The sequence below is a fragment of the Glutamicibacter sp. BSL13 genome (assembly GCF_052928425.1).
The window spans coordinates 1-16,352 of record NZ_JAVGCZ010000022.1; the positions used below are offsets into that span (position 1 = coordinate 1).

General features: G+C 65.6%; 17 protein-coding genes. 3 read left to right on the top strand and 14 right to left on the bottom strand.

What is annotated here, in order from left to right; genetic code table 11:
• From RCJ92_RS06130 to RCJ92_RS06160, 7 genes are all read right to left on the bottom strand, one after another.
• Nucleotides 1–583 (bottom strand): SseB family protein (locus tag RCJ92_RS06130; RefSeq protein ID WP_446754041.1); only part of this gene is annotated, 583 nt, incomplete at its 3' end.
• 126 nt (nt 584–709) lie between these two features.
• Nucleotides 710–1,450 (bottom strand): bifunctional 1-(5-phosphoribosyl)-5-((5-phosphoribosylamino)methylideneamino)imidazole-4-carboxamide isomerase/phosphoribosylanthranilate isomerase PriA, encoded by a 741-nt coding sequence (gene priA, locus RCJ92_RS06135; RefSeq protein ID WP_138174323.1) that lies wholly within the window; start codon nt 1,448–1,450, stop codon nt 710–712.
• A gap of 33 nt (nt 1,451–1,483) precedes the next feature.
• A complete protein-coding gene (locus tag RCJ92_RS06140) occupies nt 1,484–1,633 on the bottom strand; it encodes a hypothetical protein (RefSeq protein ID WP_171021122.1) in 150 nt (49 codons plus the stop codon).
• Between the two features lie 2 nt (nt 1,634–1,635).
• Complete coding sequence (gene hisH, locus RCJ92_RS06145) at nt 1,636–2,271, bottom strand: imidazole glycerol phosphate synthase subunit HisH (RefSeq protein ID WP_446754042.1); 636 nt, start codon at nt 2,269–2,271, stop codon at nt 1,636–1,638.
• The gene (hisB, locus tag RCJ92_RS06150) at nt 2,272–2,892 is read right to left on the bottom strand and encodes an imidazoleglycerol-phosphate dehydratase HisB (protein ID WP_138174319.1); all 621 of its coding nucleotides are present in this window, start codon (nt 2,890–2,892) and stop codon (nt 2,272–2,274) included.
• A 12-nt stretch (nt 2,893–2,904) separates the two neighbouring features.
• The gene (locus RCJ92_RS06155; protein WP_138174317.1) at nt 2,905–4,029 is read right to left on the bottom strand and encodes a histidinol-phosphate transaminase; all 1,125 of its coding nucleotides are present in this window, start codon (nt 4,027–4,029) and stop codon (nt 2,905–2,907) included.
• 73 nt (nt 4,030–4,102) lie between these two features.
• Nucleotides 4,103–4,459: a LysM peptidoglycan-binding domain-containing protein gene (locus RCJ92_RS06160; protein WP_171021121.1), complete on the bottom strand. Its 357-nt coding sequence runs from the start codon at nt 4,457–4,459 to the stop codon at nt 4,103–4,105.
• Nucleotides 4,460–4,719: 260 nt separating this feature from the next.
• Here RCJ92_RS06160 and lexA point away from each other — a divergent pair, with 260 nt between their 5' ends.
• Complete coding sequence (gene lexA / locus RCJ92_RS06165) at nt 4,720–5,439, top strand: transcriptional repressor LexA (protein ID WP_054820783.1); 720 nt, start codon at nt 4,720–4,722, stop codon at nt 5,437–5,439.
• Between the two features lie 126 nt (nt 5,440–5,565).
• Here the strand turns inward: lexA and RCJ92_RS06170 are convergent, their stop codons facing one another.
• Complete coding sequence (locus tag RCJ92_RS06170) at nt 5,566–6,039, bottom strand: NUDIX hydrolase (protein ID WP_446754043.1); 474 nt, start codon at nt 6,037–6,039, stop codon at nt 5,566–5,568.
• Nucleotides 6,036–7,109 (bottom strand): glycoside hydrolase family 76 protein, encoded by a 1,074-nt coding sequence (locus tag RCJ92_RS06175; protein WP_446754044.1) that lies wholly within the window; start codon nt 7,107–7,109, stop codon nt 6,036–6,038. The genes RCJ92_RS06170 and RCJ92_RS06175 overlap by 4 nt, the downstream gene beginning before the upstream one ends.
• A 141-nt stretch (nt 7,110–7,250) precedes the next feature.
• On the opposite strand from RCJ92_RS06175, the gene RCJ92_RS06180 reads away from it, so the two are divergent.
• On the top strand, nt 7,251–8,234 hold the full coding sequence (locus tag RCJ92_RS06180; protein WP_446754045.1) for an NADPH:quinone reductase: 984 nt from the start codon (nt 7,251–7,253) through the stop codon (nt 8,232–8,234).
• Between the two features lie 25 nt (nt 8,235–8,259).
• On the opposite strand, the gene RCJ92_RS06185 is transcribed toward RCJ92_RS06180, so the two are convergent.
• Together RCJ92_RS06185 and hflX are read right to left on the bottom strand one after the other, a co-directional pair.
• Nucleotides 8,260–10,251, bottom strand: a complete 1,992-nt coding sequence (locus tag RCJ92_RS06185; protein ID WP_138174305.1) for an ATP-dependent DNA helicase — start codon at nt 10,249–10,251, stop codon at nt 8,260–8,262.
• Nucleotides 10,244–11,812 (bottom strand): GTPase HflX, encoded by a 1,569-nt coding sequence (hflX, locus tag RCJ92_RS06190; RefSeq protein ID WP_343831293.1) that lies wholly within the window; start codon nt 11,810–11,812, stop codon nt 10,244–10,246. Before hflX ends, RCJ92_RS06185 begins: the two co-directional genes overlap by 8 nt.
• Nucleotides 11,813–12,242: 430 nt before the next feature.
• On the opposite strand from hflX, the gene RCJ92_RS06195 reads away from it, so the two are divergent.
• Nucleotides 12,243–12,848 (top strand): class I SAM-dependent methyltransferase, encoded by a 606-nt coding sequence (locus tag RCJ92_RS06195; protein WP_446754046.1) that lies wholly within the window; start codon nt 12,243–12,245, stop codon nt 12,846–12,848.
• Between the two features lie 64 nt (nt 12,849–12,912).
• Here the strand turns inward: RCJ92_RS06195 and dapF are convergent, their stop codons facing one another.
• Genes dapF through miaB form a run of 3 tightly spaced genes read right to left on the bottom strand, consistent with a single transcriptional unit; the run spans nt 12,913 to nt 16,329 of the window.
• Nucleotides 12,913–13,842 (bottom strand): diaminopimelate epimerase, encoded by a 930-nt coding sequence (dapF, locus tag RCJ92_RS06200; RefSeq protein ID WP_446754047.1) that lies wholly within the window; start codon nt 13,840–13,842, stop codon nt 12,913–12,915.
• A 29-nt stretch (nt 13,843–13,871) separates the two neighbouring features.
• The gene (gene miaA, locus RCJ92_RS06205) at nt 13,872–14,792 is read right to left on the bottom strand and encodes a tRNA (adenosine(37)-N6)-dimethylallyltransferase MiaA (protein WP_446754048.1); all 921 of its coding nucleotides are present in this window, start codon (nt 14,790–14,792) and stop codon (nt 13,872–13,874) included.
• Between the two features lie 7 nt (nt 14,793–14,799).
• On the bottom strand, nt 14,800–16,329 hold the full coding sequence (gene miaB, locus RCJ92_RS06210; RefSeq protein WP_281283957.1) for a tRNA (N6-isopentenyl adenosine(37)-C2)-methylthiotransferase MiaB: 1,530 nt from the start codon (nt 16,327–16,329) through the stop codon (nt 14,800–14,802).
• Nucleotides 16,330–16,352: the final 23 nt, after the last annotated feature.

Genomic DNA, 16,352 nt, shown 5'->3' on the forward strand with positions numbered 1-16,352 from the left:
GGGTCCACTGCACCTGCTTGGCCAGGGTCCACACCCCGGGGCGGCGCAGCACAAAGGTGTAGTCGCTGCCCGGATCCAGCACCAGCAGGTCCGCTTCCTCGCTGACCGCGGACAGTGCCGCGCGCGGGGCATAGACCGCCACCGGGCGGGCTTCGGGGTGCCAGGCCTGCAGGCGTTCCACGGTGGTGAACACCGGCAGGGCCATCCGGCCATCCGGCGCCTTGATCTTCACCAGCGCCATGTCCGCTTCCTTGTCGGAGGCGAACCCATGCTCGGTCATCGCCTCTTCCCCCAGCTGGGCCACGATGGCGACAAACACCCGGGCCTCGGCCAGCGCCCGGTGCACCGCGGCTTCATCGCCGGTGCCGGCGCGCAGCTGATCCAGCGCCTCGACGACCTGCGCGTTGGCCAGGCCGTCGTCCTTGTCGAAGTTGTGCAGCGGGTTGCCGTCCCCGCTCAGGTCACGTCCTTCCCAGCTTTGGCCGGCCGAATCGGACTTGCTTCCGGCCTGCGCCAAGGCCGCGGCGATGTGGCCGGGCAGGTGGCGTTTGGGCTCGGGCTGGGAGGAGGAAGTGGAGCTCATGTACCCATGCTATAAGCTCGCGCAAGTGCGCCGGACCGCTTGTGACTTCGGTTAAACGTGATGTGGGCCGGGCGCGGTGTCTTCCACCGGGCCCAGCCCACTTTCGAACCGTATTGTGCGAACCCCTTAAGCCCGTCCGGCCGCGACTTCCAGAGCGTCCTGCAGGGTGAAGCGACCGGCGTATAACGCCTTGCCCATGATGGCGCCTTCGACGCCCTCGGGAACCAGTTCGCGCAGCGCGCGCAGGTCATCCAGGGAGGAGATGCCGCCGGAGGCCACGATCGGCTTGTCGGTCTTGGCGCACATTTCCAGCAGCAGCTTCACGTTCGGGCCGCGCAGGGTGCCGTCCTTGGTGACGTCGGTGACCACGTAGCGCGGGCAGCCGGCGTCCTCCAGCCGGGCGAGCACCTCCCACAGGTCCCCGCCTTCCTTGGTCCAGCCGCGACCGGCCAGGGTGGTGCCGCGCACGTCCAGGCCGACGGCGATCTTGTCGCCGAAGCGCTCAATGGCCTTGGCGGTCCATTCGGGGTTCTCCAGGGCGGCGGTGCCCAGGTTCACTCGGGTGGCGCCGAATTCCAGGGCCCGCTCCAGTGAGGCGTCATCGCGGATGCCGCCGGAGAGCTCCACCTTGATCTGCAGTTCCTGGGCGATGCGCTGGACAATGTCGGTGTTGTGTCCGCGGTCAAAGGCGGCGTCCAGGTCCACCAGATGCAGCCATTCGGCGCCGTCGTTCTGCCAGGCCAAGGCGGCTTCCAGCGGATCGCCGTAGCCGGTCTCGGAGCCGGCTTCGCCCTGGACCAGGCGTACGGCCTGCCCGTTGGCGATGTCGACGGCGGGAAGCAGTTCCAGGTGTGTTTGCTCGCTCATTGTTTCCTTTGTGTTCTGCGGTGGCGTAGGGCGCTACAGGGTCAGGACCCACCCGGCAATGACTGCCATGGCGGCCAGCGCCCAGCAGGCGATGATCCAGGAGATGTGGGCTTTCTGGCTTTTCAGGGAGATCGCTCCCCCGGCCAGGAAGGCTCCGACTCCCAACAAGACAACGGTCCACATGTTTAGAGGGTCTCCAACCAGTTGCGCAGCAGGCGGTTGCCCGCCGTGCCGGATTTCTCGGGGTGGAACTGGACCGCGGAGAGCGGACCGTTTTCCACGGCGGCGACAAACGGGGTGCCGTGGGTGCTCCAGGTGACCTTGGGGGCGCTCATCGCCGGCTGGGTGATGTCAAACTCCCAGTGGCGCACGCCGTAGGAGTGCACGAAGTAGAACCGCTCCTGTTCGATCCCCTCGAACAATCGGCTGCCCTCGGGAACCTGGACGGTGTTCCAGCCCATGTGTGGGATCACTTCGGCTTCCAGGCGCTCCACGACGCCGGGCCATTCGCCCAGGCCCTGGCTGCGCACCCCGTGTTCCACGCCCTCATCGAAGAAGACCTGGTGGCCAACGCAGATGCCCAGCACCGGTCGGCCGCCGGCAACCCGGCGTCCGATCCAGCGCGGCGCGTCAATGGCCTTGAGCTGTTGCATCACCGAGGCGTAGGCCCCCACCCCGGGGACCACCAGGCCATCGGCTTCCAGGATCGCGGTGGAGTTGGCGGTCAACTCCACATTGGCTCCGGCCGCCTCCAGGGCGCGTACCGCAGAGCGGACATTGCCGGACCCGTAGTCCAGGACGACTACGTTTTTACTTCCCACCTACAGCGCACCCTTCGTGGACGGGATTTGGTCCCCCATGCGGGGGTCGGTTTCCACCGCTTCGCGCAGCGCCCGTGCCAGGGCCTTGAACTGCGCTTCAACGATGTGGTGTGGGTCGCGCCCGGAGAGTACCTCGATGTGGGCGCAGATCTGGGCGTGGAAGGTCAGCGACTCGAAGACGTGGCGCGTCATCGACCCGGTGAAGTGCCCGCCGATCAGGTGGTATTCCTGGCCGGCCGGCTCCCCGCCGTGCACCAGGTAGGGCCGGCCGGAGATGTCCACGACGGCGCGGGCCAGGGCCTCGTCCAACGGCGCGTAGGCGGTGCCGAACCGGCGGATGCCGGCCTTGTTGCCCAGGGCAGTGCGCAGCACCTCGCCAATGGTGATGGCGGTGTCCTCCACGGTGTGGTGCACGTCGATGTGGGTGTCGCCGGTGGCGCGCACGGTCAGGTCGATCAGCGAGTGCTTGGACAGTGCGGTGAGCATGTGGTCGAAGAACGGCACGGAGGTGCTGATCTCGGACTTGCCGGTGCCGTCCAGGTCAAGTTCAACGAACACGGACGACTCGCTGGTCACGCGTTCCATGCGGGCTTTGCGGCCGCCCAGGGATTCGGCAGACATCTTCTTCCTTCGCTAGCTTCTGGCAGTTTGCTGGTGCGCCGGTTCGAGCAGCTCGCTGAGCCGGTCGAGGAAGGCGGTGGTTTCCGCCTCGGTGCCGGCGGTGACGCGCAGGGTGCCAGGGATCCCGTTGTTACGCACAATGATCCCTGCCTCGAGCAGGCCCTGCCAAATCGCTTCCGGATCCTGCAGCCCGCCGAAGAACACGAAGTTCGAATCGCTGACCGAGGGCTGCAGGCCCAGTTCGGTCAACCGGGTGACGATCCGGTCACGCTGGGTCTTGATCTGTTCGACCTCGGCCAGCAGTGCGTCCACGTTTTTCAGTGCCGCGATCGCGGTGGCCTGGGTGACCGCCGAGAGGTGGTAGGGCAGGCGCACCAACCGGATGGCGTCACTGACTTCAGGGGCCGCGGCCAGATAGCCAAGGCGTGCCCCGGCCAGCGCAAACGCCTTGGACATGGTCCGGGTGACGATCAGGCGCTGGCGGCCGGGCAGCAGGCCCAGCGCGGACTTGGTGCCGGCCAACGCGAACTCGGCGTAGGCCTCATCGACGATCACGATCGCGTTGTTCTCGCTGGCCGCCTCGTAGACGGCCTGGATGACATCCAGCCCCAGGGCGGTACCCGTGGGGTTGTTGGGTGAGCAGAGGATCACGATGTTCGGGCGGTGTTCGCGCACCTGACTGGCGGCCGATTCGGCGCTGAGCGTGAAGTCCGCGGCACGGGTTCCGGCGATGAAGGCGGTATCGGTGCCGCTGGCCAGCAGCGGGTACATGGAGTACGTGGGTACGAAGCTCATGACGCTGCGTCCCGGTCCACCGAAGGCCTGGAGGATTTGCTGCAGGATTTCGTTCGAGCCGTTCGCCGCCCAGATGTTCTCGGCGCGCAGTTCATGCCCCAGGTAGTCGGCGAGCAGTTCACGCAGTTCGGTGAATTCGCGGTCCGGGTAGCGGTTGAGGGTGGTGGCGGCCTTGGCCACTTCTTGTGCAATTGCCTCGACCACGGCCGGCGGCAGTGGATGGGTGTTTTCGTTGACGTTCAACTGGATGGGCACGTCGATTTGCGGCGCGCCGTAGGGAGAGAGCCCGCGGAGATTCTCACGCAAGGGCAGTTGACTTAACAGTTCACTGCGGTCTTTCACACGGTAATTCTAAGCTGGGGCGGGCGCTGGCAGTGAATCAGTGACGCTCCAGGCGGTAACAATGAACCGCGGGCTATTGCTGGTCCAGGACCGGAATCTGCAGGGTTTGTCCGGCCTGCAGCACGCCGCCATGCAGCGAGTTCATTTCGCCGATGTAGCGAATGGCATCTTCCTGGTTGTAGCCTTGCGCGTATTCGCTGGCCAAGTCCCACAGGGTGTCCCCGGGAATGACGGTCACCTCCACCGTTTCAACGCCTACTGGCTCCTGGTCGGAGGCCATTACGGAGTTGGAGAACGTGGTCAGCAGGAAAGTTGCGGCCAGGGCCAGCAGGAAGACCGGAACCCCGATCAACACAACCCAGCCGCGTCGGGTCAGGCGGATTCGCATGCGTGTGGTGCTTTGATCTTTATCCAGTGCCGTAGTGGCCATGGCCGATCTCCTCTCAGGACGAGCGTGATGCGAGTTTCTAATGTTCGAACATCCCATTCGAAGATATGTTCGGATCTAGTACATCTTTTCTAACAGAGCTCGGCGACACTTGTCTAGATAGTTCGAACAAATCTTTGAAAGAGGCTTCGAAATCCACTAGGATTTCGAAGTAAATCGAGCATGAAGACATCACAACAGTCAGCACCGACAGTTTGACCGCTCGGCCATGACTCGCAATCGTTAGGGAAGGCAGAAATTACATGTCAGCATCACAACGCACTCCGCGTGCCAATGCTCGGTCGCTGACCATCCGCCAGAAGAAGATCCTGGAAACCATCCAGCGGGCCATCGGGAACAACGGCTACCCGCCCTCGATGCGTGAGATTGGCGACTCGGTCGGGTTGGCCAGCCTCTCCTCGGTAACCCACCAGTTGGGTCAGCTGGAGAAGCTCGGCTATATCCGCCGGGACCCGCGCCGCCCCCGCGCCATGGAAATTCTGCTTCCGCTGCAGCTGAACGACGAGTCTGAATCCGCTTCCAAGGAACCGGCCGCCCAGCCGGAGCCGGCCGATGACACCAAGGTCATTGAGCTGAGCACCTCGGCGGACACCACGATGGTGCCACTGGTTGGACGCATTGCCGCCGGTGGTCCGATCCTGGCTGAGCAGAGCGTCGAGGATGTCTTCTCCCTGCCGCGTCAGCTCGTGGGCCACGGTGAGCTGTTCATGTTGCGGGTTTCGGGCGACTCCATGGTGGATGCCGCCATTTGCGACGGCGACTGGGTGGTGGTGCGCCGTCAGCAGACCGCCGACAACGGCGACATCGTTGCCGCCCTGCTGGATGAGGAAGCCACCGTCAAGACCTTCCGCCAGCGTGATGGCCACACCTGGCTGCTTCCGCAGAACTCGCGCTACGAACCGATTCTGGGCGACAGCGCCACCATCATGGGCCGCGTTGTTTCGGTGATGCGTTCGCTCTAGCCTTCCTGCCACCTTCGGCACAGTCCCGGTGTTTCGCGTTGCCAAACGCGGCACGCCGGGATTTTGTTTTGGCTCTGCTCGACGCTCCCACCCAAGCCGGGAATCAATTCATCCGGATAACGTCCGCTAGGGAGCGAGGCAGGTGAAGTCCTGCAGTGGCAGGCGCAGTTGTTCAAGGACCACCTTTTCGTGGGGCACCACGGGGATTGGCAGGTCATCGAGCCCGAACCAGCGAAGATCCACGGCTTTGTCCGGCTCGTGGATCTCGGGTGTGCCCTGCCAGGTGCGGCATTCGAAAAAGAAGTCGACGCGGCCGGGCTGATCCTTGACCGCAGCCGGGCGCTGCAGCACCGTCAGGGGGTGAAGATGTTCTTGGCAGACCCGTACACCCAGCTCCTCGCCAGCTTCTCGAATGGCTGCCGCTACTGCGCTTTCCCCATTCTCCAGATGCCCGGCGGCGGCAGCGCCCCAGTACCCGTCCAGGAAACCAGTGCCTCGCCGCTGTTGCAGCAGCACGGCGTCGGCTTGGCGAAAGATCACGTAACACACTGCGGTGAGTCCGCTGCGAGCCGGAGGCAAGTCCTGCGGTGGAAGGCTCATGAGGTCCGTCGTTTCAGGTCGGTGCTCCGCGTGACGACCGCTGCGGCCGAGAGGATGCTCCAGCGCTGCACGGCTTCGGACAGCTGGGCCGTCTGCTTGTCCAGGACGGTGGCGGCGGTATCGGAAACGAGCCGCGCGGCGGTTTGCCGCGCCTGCTGCGGCAGCCGGTGATCCGTAGCGGCCAGCGCCAGGTAGCGGCAGAGGATTCCGGTGAACAGGCTCCCATCCCCGCCCTGTTCCAGGCGCAGCCCCTGCTGGGGAACGGTGAGCCGATGGTCCACCGCGTCGATGAGGTCGGCGGCCTGGCGCAGGTACCGTTCGTCCCCGAGCTCCAGCCAGGCCCCAAGGATTGGGCCCTGGTTGTAGGTGTAGATCTGTCCTTCGAGCCGATGCCCGGCGTTAACCAGATAGATCCCATCCAGGTAGAGGCCCAGGGTGGGGTCGAAGAGCTTCTCGCGCATCCAGTCGACCAGCGCGCCAGCGGTTTTCCGGTCCCCGATGCGGGCGAAGTGCAGGGCCGCGGGGCCGTTGACCGGCACGTTCTTGAACGCGCGTTTGCGTGACCAGTACAGGCCGCCGCCAAGCACCGAATCCTGACCGCTGCGCAGTTGGCGGGTCAGCGAGTCCACCGCCGACTGGGCAAGTTTTGCCGGTTGTTGGTGCAGTTCCAGGGACAGCGCGTTCAGCCGGTGGCTGGAGAGCGCCAGCCAGGCCATGTCATCAAAAAAATAGTTCGGGAACACCCCGAAGTTGCGGATCTTGATCCCGCGCAGCAGCCGCAGCCCGCGGCGCACCTCGGCCTTGGCTGCCTCGGGTGCGCCGGCCCGCACATAGTGACACCCCATGTCCACGATCGCGTCCAGGTAGTGGGCCTGCCACCAGTAGTGCCATTCAGACCATGGGGCGTCCCCTCGGATCCGGCGCCCACGGGCTGCCGGCGCCTTAGGGGTGGGAACCGGTGCCCGCAACGCTCCGATCCAGGTGCCGGGCAGCCCCATGAGCCGGTGCCCGAAACGGTCGTTGACATCACGGGCAGCGTTGTCGGCCAGCGCGGTCCAGCTGTGGGTCATGCACTGCTCCTCTACCTGACAGGGGTCGGCGGGCAACCACCGGGTGCGGCGGTGTTCTGTGACGAGTCTACGTTTCCCGCCCAGCGCGCGCATTTGCCGCCGTACTTGGCTTGGCGCCGGCCGCGGGAGCATGCTGGAGACATGATGCGTGCAGCGGTTATCGATGTTCCAGGTCCGGCTGAATCCGTTGCGGTGCGTGAGGTTCCGATTCCCACACCGAAACCGGACGAGGTGTTGGTGCGCGCCGAGTTCTCCTGCGTGAACCATGTGGACACCTTTGTGCGTTCCGGCGCGTACGCCACCGAGCTTCCCTCCCCGTTCATCATCGGTCGGGATGTGGCCGGCACGGTCGAGGCCGTGGGTGAGTCGGTCACCGGGTTCAGCGTCGGGGACCGGGTCTGGTCAAACTCGTTGGGGTATGACAGGCGGCAGGGGTCCTTTGCCGAATTCTGCGTGGTGCCGGCCGCACGGCTTTTCACGGTCCCGCAGAACGTGGCGGATTTGCGCGGCGTGGTGGCGCTGTCCCATGCCATGACCACCGCGTGGCTGGGGCTGGGGCGCAGCGCACCGCTGGCCGCCGGGCAGTCGGTGTTCATTGGTGGGGCGGCCGGTGCCGTGGGCAGTGCAGCCGTGCAGTTTGCTTGCGCCCGCGGCGCCCGGGTGATTGCCAGCGCCGCCCCAGCGGATCATTCGTGGGTCAGGGGTTTGGGGGCTGACACCGTGCTGGACTATGCCCGGCCCGACCTCATCGAAGCGGTGGCCTCCCACGTGCCCGAAGGTACGGCGATCTGGTGGGACACGTCGGGTCACCAGCAGCTGGCCCAGCTTATCCCGGCGCTGGCCAACCGGGGCACCGTGTTGATTTCCGCGGGCCTGCAGGCCGAGGCCAGCATTCCGGTCGGTGCGCTCTACACCCGGGATGTGAGCGTGAAGGGTTTCGCCGTCTCGAACGCGAGAGCCGAGGAACTTTCTGCGGCGGCCGCCGCGCTGAATGAGTTGCTGGCCACGAGGGAGCTGAAGTACCGGGTGGATCGCGAGTTGCCCCTGGAGCAGGCGGGCGAAGCCCACCGGCTGGTGGAGGCCGGTGGGCTTCATGGAAAGGTTCTGGTGCGCCTGCGCGGCTGACCCGGGCGGGGGCGGCCGGCACCGGCTACTTGTTCGGGTTCAGCCGTTTGAGCACCCCGAGGATGACCTTCTTGTCCGGGGTGGGCCACATCGGCGGCAGCGAGCTCTTCAGGTAGCCGCCGTAGCGTGCGGTGGCCATCCGGGAATCCAGCACCGCCACCACGCCCTTGTCGTTGATCGAGCGGATCAGGCGTCCGGCCCCCTGGGCCAGGCGCACCGCTGCGTGGGCGGCGGAGACCTGCATGAATCCGTTGCCGCCGTGGCGGGCGATGTCCTGGGTGCGGGCCTTGGAGATCGGGTCATCGGGGCGCGGGAACGGGATCTTGTCGATGATCACCAGCCGGCAGGCGTCCCCCGGCACGTCCACCCCCTGCCACAGGGTCATGGTGCCGAACAGGCACGCATCCCGGTCGGCGCTGAAGTCGGCGACCAGGGATTTCATGCTCGCCTCCCCCTGGCACAGGATCGGCACGTCCAGCTTCGGGCGCAGGATCGCCGCTGCCTCCTCGGCGGAGCGCTTCGAGGTGAACAGCACCAGCGCCCCTCCCCCGGAGGCCTCGATCAGATCCTCGATCTCATCCAGGGTTTCGGCGCTGAGCTGCCGCCCTGGCTTGGGCAGGTGCTTGGCCACGTACAGGATCCCCTGCTTGGGGTAGTTGAACGGGCTGCCCACGTCCACGCCCTGCCAGGAGGGGGCGCCCTCCCCCATCAGGCCCAGCGCCCCGGCGACGGAGTCGAACTGGGCGCCGATGGCCAGGGTGGCGCTGGTGAGCACGACGGTGCGCCCGTCAAACAGGCCCTCGCGCAGTTTGCCGGCCACCGACAGCGGCGCCACGTTCAGGGTGGCGGGGGTGGATTCATCGGCCTCCACGTAGCCGCGGCCCTCAACGAACTCGCGCGGCCGTGACGTCCAGATCACCTCGCGGCGTTCCTCGTGCTCCAGCATCCGCAGCGAGTCATCGAGCACCGCCTGCATCTGCGATCGGGCCGTCTGCCGGCCACCGTCCACCGGATCCCCGGCTTCGGGCTTGGTCAGGGACAAGATGACCCGGGCCTGTTCGGCGATGTCGTTCAATGCAATCCCGCTGGCCTCGTCCAAGCCGCGTTCCAGCAGGCCAGTGGCCTGCCCGGACAGCGCCTTGTCCAACCGGTTGGCGGCGTTGACCATTTCATCGACGTTGACCGCGCAGTGGCGCTTCATCGACCCGGCGGCCGTGAGCACGGTGCGCGGAGACAGCGCGCTGGCCACCGAGGAAGTGACCCGGTCCTGCAGTTCGTGGGCCTCATCGATGATCGCCACATCGAAGTCCGGCAGCACCGAGAGCCCTTCGAACGCGGACACCGCCAGCAACGCGTGGTTGGTGATCACCACGTCGGCCTCGGCGGCCCGGGCCCGGGCCATCTCGGAGAAGCATTCATCGGCCATCGGGCACTTTTGGGAGCCCAGGCATTCCATGGCGGAAACCGAAACCTGGCGCCAGGCCTTGTCCGAGACCCCGGGCACCAGTTCGTCCCGGTCCCCGGTCTCGGTTTCCTCGGCCCACTCGCGCAGCTTCATGACCTCGGTTGCCAGCGGGGAGAAGACCTGGCCGGCGGCCGGAGCCTCGTCCATGGCGAACAGCGTGCCCTCGTCATCCGGGTACCCGCCGCCGAGCTTGTACTGGCACAGGTAGTTGGCCCTGCCCTTGAGCAGGGAGACGTCCATGGGACGCGAAAGCTTGCCCTTCAGGGCGTTAAGCAGGCGTGGGACATCGCGGCCCACAATCTGGGACTGCAGCGCCAGGGTGGCGGTGGAGACGATCACCGGCTTGGCCGAGGTCTGGGCGTAGGCCAGGGCCGGAATCAGGTACCCCATCGACTTGCCCGTACCGGTGCCGGCCTGCACCAGCAGGTGCTCGTCCTCCTCCAGGGCGCGCACCACCTGGCGCACCATTTCCTGCTGCCCGGTGCGGCTTTGGCCGCCCATGGAGGACACGGCGGTCTCCAACAGGTCCAACGCCTGCTTCTGCTTATCCATGAATGTTGTACTGCTCCAACTCCGCAGCCAGCGACTTGCGGACCTTGACGATCATGCGGGTGCCCGATTCCTGGTGCTCGCTGTCCAGGATCTCGGCTTCGGCCTGGTGCAGCTTGGCCACGAGGTCCCCGCGCTCATACGGGATGAGCACTTCGAGCTGGATGTCCGGCCGCGGGATCGAGGAGCTGATCTTGGCAAGCAGCTCGTCGATGCCCTGCCCGGTGTAGGCCGAGACCACCACCGAGTTTGATTCGCGGTTGCGCACCCGTTCGATGACGTACGGGTCGGCTACGTCGGCCTTGTTCAGCACGATGATCTCCGGGATGTGCATGGCCTCCACCTCGGTGAGCACCTTGCGCACCGCGGCGATCTGGCCTTCGGGATCCGGGTGGGAGGCATCCACCACGTGCAGGATCAGATCCGAGTCGGCGATCTCCTCCAGCGTGGAGCGGAACGCCTCCACCAGCTGGGTGGGCAGGTTGGAGACAAAACCAACCGTGTCCGCCAGCGTGTAGGTCAACCCGTCCTCGGTGGCCGCCTGGCGCACGGTGGGATCCAGGGTGGCGAACAATGCGTTCTCCACCAGCACCCCGGCGTTGGTCAGCCGGTTGAGCAGCGAGGACTTGCCGGCGTTGGTGTACCCGGCGATCGCCACGGAGGGGACCTCGTTGCGCCTGCGGTTGGCGCGCTTGGCCTCGCGGGCCGGCTTCATGCCCTTGATCTCGCGGCGCAGCTTGGCCATCCGGTCGCGAATGCGCCGGCGGTCCATTTCGATCTTGGTTTCACCAGGACCGCGCGAACCGATGCCGCCGCCGGCGGCGCCAACCCGGCCACCGGCCTGACGGGACATCGACTCACCCCAACCGCGCAGGCGCGGCAGCAGGTACTCCAGCTGTGCCAGTTCCACCTGGGCCTTGCCCTCGCGGGACTTGGCGTGTTGGGCGAAGATGTCCAGGATCAATGCGGTGCGGTCAATGACCTTGACCTTGACGATGTCCTCCAGCGCACGGCGCTGGGAGGGCGCGATCTCCGCGTCCACGATCACGGTGTCCGCCCCGGTGTCGGCGACGATGCCGCGCAGTTCCTCGGCCTTGCCCGACCCCAGATAGGTGTTCGGGTCGACCTTCAGGCGGCGCTGTACAACCCCGTCCAGGACTTCCGAACCGGCGGTTTCGGCCAGCGCGGCCAGTTCGCGCAGCGAGTTCTCGGCCTCCTGGGCGGTCCCTTCGGACCAGACCCCGGCCAGCACCACGCGTTCCAGGCGCAGCTGGCGGTTTTCAACTTCGGTGACGTCTTCGAGTTCGGTGGACAACCCGGCTACGCGGCGCAGCGCGCGACGATCGGCCAGATCTTCCTGGAAGCCGTCGTATTCGGTGTGCTCCTGGACAAAACTGTCCAGGGCAGTGGCGCGGTTGGCGAAGATGTCATCTTCGTCCTCGGCGGCGAACCGGTGCGTGGTCGGCGTCTGCTGCTTGTCGGCAGCCAGGATCCGGTCGATGGCAGCCTGGATCTGCTCGTCATCCATCGGCGAGTTGTTCTCGTTGGACTCGGTATTGGTCATGTTCCCCTTTGAAGTGCTGTACATTCCAGAATAGTGCTCGCTACCCCCGGTTGGCGATTGGCCACGGGGACGTTCGGTGTGATTCGACATGGTTGTCTTCCTTGCGCTGTTCGCTGCTGATTAATGATTCGAATCGGCAACACGCTGGAACAAGGGAATTCAAGATCCCTGGCAAACACTTCACCTTGAGAGCTGGGCAAGGAAGGGAAGCAGTCCAAAGAGAAAAACCCTGATGTCGTCCATGGAATCTCAACGCTGGGGGCATCAGTAATATGCCCGGGCTGTTAGCGGGATTCGCGGGTTACCGTACTGACGGTGTTAGACGAAAATCAGGATCATGCCAAAAATTCTACCAGTTGCCCGGTCCTGGCGATATTGCGTAGCGCACATCGTTTGTTGGCCGTGAACACTCCGGGATAATCTTCGGTGTATGAGCTCGGATCACTACTTCAGCGCCACACCCGCGTCCGCCGATGAACGGCGCACCATCACGGTCGAGCTCAACGGCCAGAAGTACCAGGTGCAAACCGCTTCGGGGACCTTCTCCCCCACCGGGCTGGACAAGGGCACCGCGGTGCTCTTGGAGCATGTGCCGGCCCCACGCGGCACCGTCCTGGACATCGGCTGTGGCTGGGGTCCGATTGCCATGACCGCGGCACTGCAGAACCCGGATTCGAAGGTTTACGGGGTTGAGATCAATGAGCGCTCGATCGACTTGGCCCGGCTCAACGCCCAGGCGCTTGGACTGGAGAACCTGAGCATCAGCGACCCCGCCGGGATCGAGGATGACCTGCAATTCGACACCATCTGGTCCAACCCGCCGATCCGCATCGGCAAGGACGCGCTGCACGAGCTGCTGCTGAAGTGGCTGCCCCGGCTGGCTCCGGGCGGTGAAGCGTGGATGGTGGTCCAAAAGAACCTGGGCAGCGATTCACTGCAGAAGTGGCTGGTGGGGCAGCTGCCAACGGACTGGAGCATCACCCGCGAGACCAGTTCCAAGGGCTTCCGCATCCTGAAGGTCACCCGGCCGAACTAATCCGTGCCCGGGCCAAGCGCCGTTCAAAGGTGGCTGGCCTTGGCCAGCACGAAGCGCTGCCTGCCTAGTCGCGGGTCAATACTCCGCGCCCGACCAGGACCGCTGGGCCGCTGAGGATGACATCGTCGGTGCCGTCCTCGTTCTTGCGGAAAGCCACCCCCACTTGTCCGCCGGGGATGTTCACCACCCAGTCATCGATTACCGTGGTCGAGCCGGCCCAATAGCGGACCGCCGCCGCGGCGGCACAGGCTCCGGTGCCGCAGGAGAGCGTCTCCCCGACCCCGCGCTCGTGAACCCGCATGGTCACGGCCCCAATCCCCTCGGAGACCAACGGCTCGGCCGGCACCACGAATTCCACGTTCGTCCCGTGTTCGGGCACCGGATCCACGGCGGGCGCGACGCTCAGATCCAGGGCCGAGAGCTCCTGCATCTCGGCCAGGGCCACCACGGTGTGCGGATTGCCCATGGTGATGGACAAGGCCGGGCGTCCCTGCTCCCAGCCGTGGGCTCGCACCAGGCTGTCCAGCGCGTTGTCGGTGGCCTGTTCGGAATGGATCAGCCCCCAGGGACCCAGGTTGACCGCATACCCGTCCTCCAGCCGGGTCACCTGCTTCACCCCGGCACGGCTGCCAATCTGTAGGGTGCTGCCCACCGGCAGGTCCACCAGCTGCTCCTGGATCAGGAAATGCACGAACAGGCGCACCCCGTTGCCGCACATTTCCGCGATGGACCCGTCGGCGTTGCGGTAGTCCATGAACCAGTATGCGTCGGGCTGCGCCTCCACCTGGTAGGCGTACTCCTCCACGGCTGCGGTGGGCACGGCACGGATGACCCCGTCACCGCCGAGCCCGAAGTGCCGGTCGGCCAGCGCGGCCACGTGCTCGGCCTGCAGCACCAGCTGGTCCTGGGGGTCGGAAATCAGCACGAAGTCGTTGCCGGTAGCGTGGCCCTTGGCATAGGACAGACCGGTGAGCTGATCAAGTGCATGAGCCATGGGGGTGTCCTTTGCTGGCGGTGGTTTCGCTAGTGCGCGGCGGCGTCGCTGGAGACAAGTTCCAGCGCCCGCTCTATGGTTCCATCCTCGGTGGGGTCCAGCCAAGTAACCCGGTCATCTGCCGAAAACCAGGTAATCTGGCGGCGGGCGAACTTGCGCGTGGCCACGATGGTGGTGTCGATGGCCTGCTCGCGGGTGAGCTTCCCATCGATCAGGTCAATATACTGCTGGTAGCCGATGGCCCGGGACGCGGTTTTCCCCTCACGCAGCCCCCGATCAAGCAGGCCACGCACCTCATCTTCCAGGCCCTGTGCATCCATGTGGTGCACCCGGGCGGCCAGACGTTGATGCAGTGCCGGCCGGTCCAGGTTCAACCCGATTTGGACGGCTGGCTGGAAGTACTGGCGGTGGGGCATATAGGAGCTGAACGCACGCCCGGAGATCTCATGGACCTCCACGGCGCGGATGGCGCGGCGCAGGTCCAGGTTCCGGGCCGCCGAAACCGGGTCTACCGCGGCCAGGTGCGCGCGCAGCGGCGCTTCACCTTCGTGATCCACCTGCTCTTCCAGGCGCCGGCGCACTTGCGGATCGGTGGGCGGGAAGTCGATGACATCCAGTGCCGCACGCACATAGAGCCCGGAGCCGCCGACCATGACCGGCACCCGGCCGCGGGAACGGATCTGCTCAAAGCGGATGCGCGCCTGTTCCTGGAAGCGGGCCACCGATGCCTCCTCGGTGATGTCCATGATGTCCATCAGGTGGTGTTCGATGCCGCCGCGCTCCCCCAGTGGCAGCTTGGCGGTGCCGATGTCCATCCCACGGTAGAACTGCAGGGCGTCGGAGTTGACGATCTCCCCGCCCAGCTGTTGGGCCAGGGCGATCGCCAGATCCGATTTTCCGGTGCCGGTGGGTCCGACGACCGCGATCACCGGCAGGTGTGCTGCATCCACGTCCCGGCTACTTGCGCACCATCAGGGTGGGCATGCCCAGGCTGGTCTTGCCCGGGGTGCTGTTGCCGCCGGAGGCCGGCACCCCGCAGCTTTCGGCCTGGGCGCGGTCCCATGCGTCCCCGGCCCGTGAACGGCGCAGCGAGTACTGCTCCAAGCTGGGGTCGGAGATCAGGTGGAATGCGGCGGCCTCGGTGATCGGCAGGGTCACCAAGTCCCCCGGGCGCGGGCTCTGGGCACCTTCGGGCACCGAGAAGTGCACCAGGCGCTGGTCCTGGGAACGCCCGGCCAGGCGGTGAGTTTCCTCGGACTTGCGCCCGGACTGTTCGGTGACCAGTACCTCCACGGTGCGGCCCAGTTGCTTGGCGTTCTCTTCCTTGGCGATGCGGTCCTGCAACGCGGTCAAACGTTCGAAGCGTTCCTGGACGACGGCCTTGGGCAGCTGCTCCTCCATGGTGGCCGCAGGGGTGCCCGGGCGCGGCGAGTACTGGAAGGTGAACGCGGAGGAGAACCGGGAGGCTTCGACCACATCCAGGGTGGCCTGGAAATCCTCTTCGGTTTCGCCGGGGAAACCGACGATGATGTCGGTGGTGATCGCCGCGTGCGGGATCCGCTCGCGCACCTTGTCCAGGATGCCCAGGAATTTCTTGGAGCGGTACGAACGGCGCATGTCCTTCAGCACCTTGTCCGAACCGGACTGCAGCGGCATGTGCAGCTGGGGCATGACGTTCGGGGTTTCGGCCATGGCCTCGATGACGTCATCGGTGAATGCGGCCGGGTGCGGGCTGGTGAAGCGCACGCGTTCCAGGCCCTCAATCTCACCGCAGGCGCGCAGCAGCTTGCCGAAGGCCAGCCGGTCCCCGAACTCCACACCGTAGGAGTTCACGTTCTGGCCCAGCAGGGTCACCTCGATGGCGCCGTCGGCGACCAGGGCCTTGATTTCGGCCAGGATCTCCCCGGGACGGCGGTCGCGTTCCTTGCCGCGCAGGGAGGGAACAATGCAGAAGGTGCAGGTGTTGTTGCATCCCACGGAGATTGACACCCATCCGGCATACACGGATTCGCGGCGGGTGGGCAATGTGGAGGGGAAGACGTCCAGGGTCTCCAGGATCTCCAGCTCGGCCTTCTTGTTATGGCGTGAGCGAGCCAGCAGGGTCGGCAGTGAGCCGATGTTGTGGGTTCCGAAAACCACGTCCACCCAAGGCGCCTTCTTCAGGATGGTGTCCCGGTCCTTCTGGGCCAGGCAGCCGCCGACGGCGATCTGCATATTCGGGCGTTCGCGTTTCAGCGGGGCGAGGCGTCCCAGGTTGCCGTAGAGCTTGTTGTCCGCGTTTTCGCGCACGGCACAGGTGTTGAAGACGATCACGTCGGCCACGTCATCGACCTGCTCGTCGGGTTTGCGGCTCAACCCGGCATCCTCGAGCAGGCCGGAGAGCCGCTCGGAATCGTGCACGTTCATCTGACAACCGAAAGTGCGCACCTCATAGGTGCGGGGCAGGTTTTCGTCGTCAATCGGGGTCAGGGTTGCTTGCTCAGTCACCATTCAAGGTTACCGAATCTTAC